This window comes from Alkalinema pantanalense CENA528 (assembly GCF_050753345.1).
GTDB lineage: Bacteria > Cyanobacteriota > Cyanobacteriia > Leptolyngbyales > Leptolyngbyaceae > Alkalinema > Alkalinema pantanalense.
Genome location: NZ_JBLZFX010000192.1, coordinates 1 through 3,560, shown reverse-complemented (window position 1 = coordinate 3,560; position 3,560 = coordinate 1). Strand labels below are relative to the sequence as shown.

Annotated in this window: 3 protein-coding genes; 1 reads left to right on the top strand and 2 read right to left on the bottom strand. The window is 46.6% G+C overall.

All coding sequences use genetic code 11. The features are described 5' to 3' along the window. Positions 1 to 80 precede the first annotated feature (80 nt). Positions 81 to 683, bottom strand: a complete 603-nt coding sequence (locus ACN4EG_RS27335; protein ID WP_431633447.1) for a TonB-dependent receptor domain-containing protein — start codon at positions 681 to 683, stop codon at positions 81 to 83. A 119-nt stretch (positions 684 to 802) separates the two neighbouring features. On the opposite strand from ACN4EG_RS27335, the gene tnpC reads away from it, so the two are divergent. Further along, positions 803 to 2,155: an IS66 family transposase gene (tnpC, locus tag ACN4EG_RS27330; RefSeq protein ID WP_431633446.1), complete on the top strand. Its 1,353-nt coding sequence runs from the start codon at positions 803 to 805 to the stop codon at positions 2,153 to 2,155. A gap of 528 nt (positions 2,156 to 2,683) precedes the next feature. Here tnpC and ACN4EG_RS27325 read toward each other — a convergent pair. Further along, positions 2,684 to 3,560: hypothetical protein (locus tag ACN4EG_RS27325; protein WP_431633445.1), on the bottom strand; the 877-nt coding region annotated here is incomplete at its 5' end.

Genomic DNA, 3,560 nt, shown 5'->3' with positions numbered 1-3,560 from the left:
CGTCCATAGAGCAACTTAAGTAGAGGAATTCTGTTTAAAGTGTAGCGCTGAAGTCAACTTATGGACTTAAGCATTTATACTCATTGCAAATCTGGGATGCACTCCTTGGCATTGGTGTAGCCAAAACCTGCGACCACTTCAAAACCTTGAAACGGTTTTGCGGCTAATTCCAGTTCAAACCCGCGCGTCCTCACGCCTCCATTGGTAGTCACAGAAGCAAATCCAAACTCATCGGGCAACAGCAGTTGATAGTCATCAATATCACTCCAAAATACCGCCACGTTTGCTGTCAAGCGATTATTGAACCAGTTGGATTTCACTCCTAACTCATAGCTCCAAGCTTTTTCTGGACGCGCTAAAAGCTGAGTCAGGTCATCCGAGGCATAATTTTGGGAGCCTGGTTTATACCCCCGTGCCACACTACCATACGCCATCACTGTGGGACTGAATCGATATTGCACCGCGAACCGAGGTAGCACGATATCCCCATTAATCTGAGAATTGTTAAGGCTTGGACCAACAGGAACCTCACCCAATCCAGGCAATTCAAAGGTGTTTGAGCGGCTCAAGCGATCGCCAAAGGTTTCGTAGCGCAACCCTGCTGTTAACGTGAGTGGTTCGATCGGTTTGAAATCAATCTGTCCAAAACCAGCAAAGGTGGTTTGATCATACAAGCCCGTCAGCCGTCCAAAGCCGCTATCGGGTAGCCCAAAAAAGGCGGCGGCAAGTGGTGTATAGAAGGTTTTTGGTAATTACTCGACTGGGGTGTTGCAATTTTGGAGAAATTGGCTAGAGTGAAAGGATGACAGAACTGCCCGACTTAAAGCGATTAACTCATCAGGCCAAGGATGAACTGATCCATGGGCTTTGGGAAGAACTGCAAACGTTACGGGAACAAGCAGCAAAGCCCAAAAAGACCAGCAAAAATTCGAGTCTGCCGCCAGCGAAAGGATTTAAGCGCGCAGTCAAGTCGAAAGAGCCGACTAAAGCAGCGGCGGACGAGGCATCTGAGCCGTCCGGTGGGGGGCGAGAATTAAGTGAGCATCCCGACCAAATCATTCAAGTTCAGGTCAGCGAATGTCAGGATTGTGGACAGAAAATCGAGTTATGCGAGCAACAGTTACTGGAACGCTACGACAAGATTGATATTCCGCCGATTCGTCCGGTGGTGACGCGGGTGGAACGATATGGCTGTGCCTGTCCCGCTTGTGGCGCGGCCCAAATCGGCGCAGTTCCAGCGCATTTGGCCCCTGGTAGTCCCTTCAGTCCTCGGATTGCGGCCTTGGTGACAACGTTACGTTACAGTCATGCGATTAGCTACCAACGGATTGAGCAATTGATGGCCACAGTCTTTGGGTTAACCATTTCTCAGGGAGCGATTGCCAGCTTACTGCAACGGGTACAAACCGCACTGATGCCCCCAGTGGCCGAAATCTTACAACGTATCCGTCAAGCTGAGCGCATCGGCAGTGACGAAACAAGTGCGCGGGTCTTTGGTCGGAATCAGTGGGAATGGGTCTTTCAAAATGATGATTGGTGTTATCACGTGATTCGTCCATCCCGTGGGCAAGATGTGATTGCGGAAGTGATGGGGGAGCATCAACCGGAAGTTTGGGTATCAGATTTATTCAGTGCTCAGAAAACCCATCCGGCCAAGGATTGGCAAGTTTGTCTAGCGCATCAATTACGTGATTGTCAGTATGGCATTGATGCGGGTGATACAGTCTTCTCGCCTGTGATGAAACGCATTCTTCTGAAGGCATTGGCCGATCATCGTCGCTGGCCAGAATTAGCCGAATCAACCCAGTATCAATATCGCTGCCGTATCCATCGGCAACTGGCCCTTGCACTGGCTTTATCGCCGACCCAAGCCGATGGCATTCGCTTGCAAAATCGCTATCGAGATTTGCGCGATCATTTATTTCTGTTCTTAGAAGATACAACCATTCCCCCAACCAATAATGCCAGTGAACAAGCCTTACGTATGAGTGTGATTTTTCGTAAGGTCACCAATGGCTTCCGTTCCGACTGGGGGCGGGATCTGTTCGCACAAGTTCGTTCCATTGTTAATACGGGCATGCGACACGGTCTTTCCGCTTTTCAAGCCATTGAAGCCGCTCTTGACCCCTCGCAACCCTTATTCCCTCTGGGTTGAGTAGTTACCCAAAAAGTATAGCAGCCAGAAATCTCACTCAGAGCAGCAATCACGAAAAAGATAAATGTCTGCATTGTTTGAACAGGTTAAAGCCAACCTACTATAGCAGCACGTTGAAACCATTCAGCAGCAATCTACTGTTGCTGATATTTCATGTATCTGGCTTATTGAATGGTTCATAATCTTGGCAATCGATCGCCCCCTGAGTTAAAACAATCGTAGGATGTACAGCACATTTAAGATATTGGTTTTGTTTGAAAAATCGACAATCTCGACAGGGGATCTGACTCAGAGATTGTGTAGTAGCTATCTCCTTTTTTCGTTTCCATACAGGGGAGGTAAGTAATAGAAATATTCCTGCAATCGTTAATGCAAGACAAAGTGTGAAGATTGCAATCTCGACGACAGGTGCGATTTCTCTATTAGGTTCTTTTCGGATGAACTTGATCTCTGAGGCAGTGGTGGAGTAAATAATGTTATTTTCAAGCATCTCGAATGTAGATACTTATTACGACTACCAAGGTTCCATCACGAGTCTGTTGAAATAATGTGCAGATCAGTTTGGCTGGGAAGTCTCTCAATTAATTGCTCAACAATCGATCGATGAAACAAAGCATCCCAGAATGATCGGCGAGTTTTGCCCAGCATTACCTGGGTAATATGTTGAGTTTTGGCGACATGAGCGATCGCTGTAGCAATATCGGGATTATTCACCTGAAGAAATTCTCCACGAAAGTCCTGACATAATTGCTCACAAGTATTAATGTATAGTGCTTCTGAGTCATTGAGGGAGCGATCTAGATTATGGATAAATAACCCATACAATGACGCATTCATAATATTCGCTAAATGAGCACCACGATTAAGCAACTGAATTGAACGAGGGTGGGTAGACACGCACACCAAAACCCGCTCATGTACGCAACAGGGCGAACCGAGATTTCCAGCAGAGGCGTTGTTGAGGCGATCGCCTTCTCGGATTCTTGTTTCTTCAACATTGTTGGCGACTTGCCGTAATGTAAGTTCTCGTAGAGTTATTAAACTCTGCCACTGAAAAGCTGTATTTAGCAATCGCTCGGCATTGACAGAAGGGAAGATTTTTCCATCTCGCAGTCGTTCTTGCAGGGTTTCAGGAGTAGCATCAACCACAACAACTTCCCCCGCTTCCTTTAAGATGAGATCGGGAAGCTGACTTTTTACAATGATGCCTGGAACTTCTGATACAACATCTCTCAGACTCTCTACATGTTGAATATTGACTGTGGAAAAGACATCAATCCCTGCGGCTAATAAGTAGGAGGGGTAAATTAAATGTAAGATAGAAGGAACTTTTTTCTCTTTAAAATGCCAGCCCCTCTCCGTATCATTCTTAGCCCAGAAGACGATGAAATGTTGAGCGAATTGA

Excerpts from the sequence above, each read along its gene's own strand:
- tnpC (WP_431633446.1), top strand. The coding sequence starts at position 803 with ATGACAGAACTGCCCGACTTAAAGCGATTAACTCATCAGGCCAAGGAT.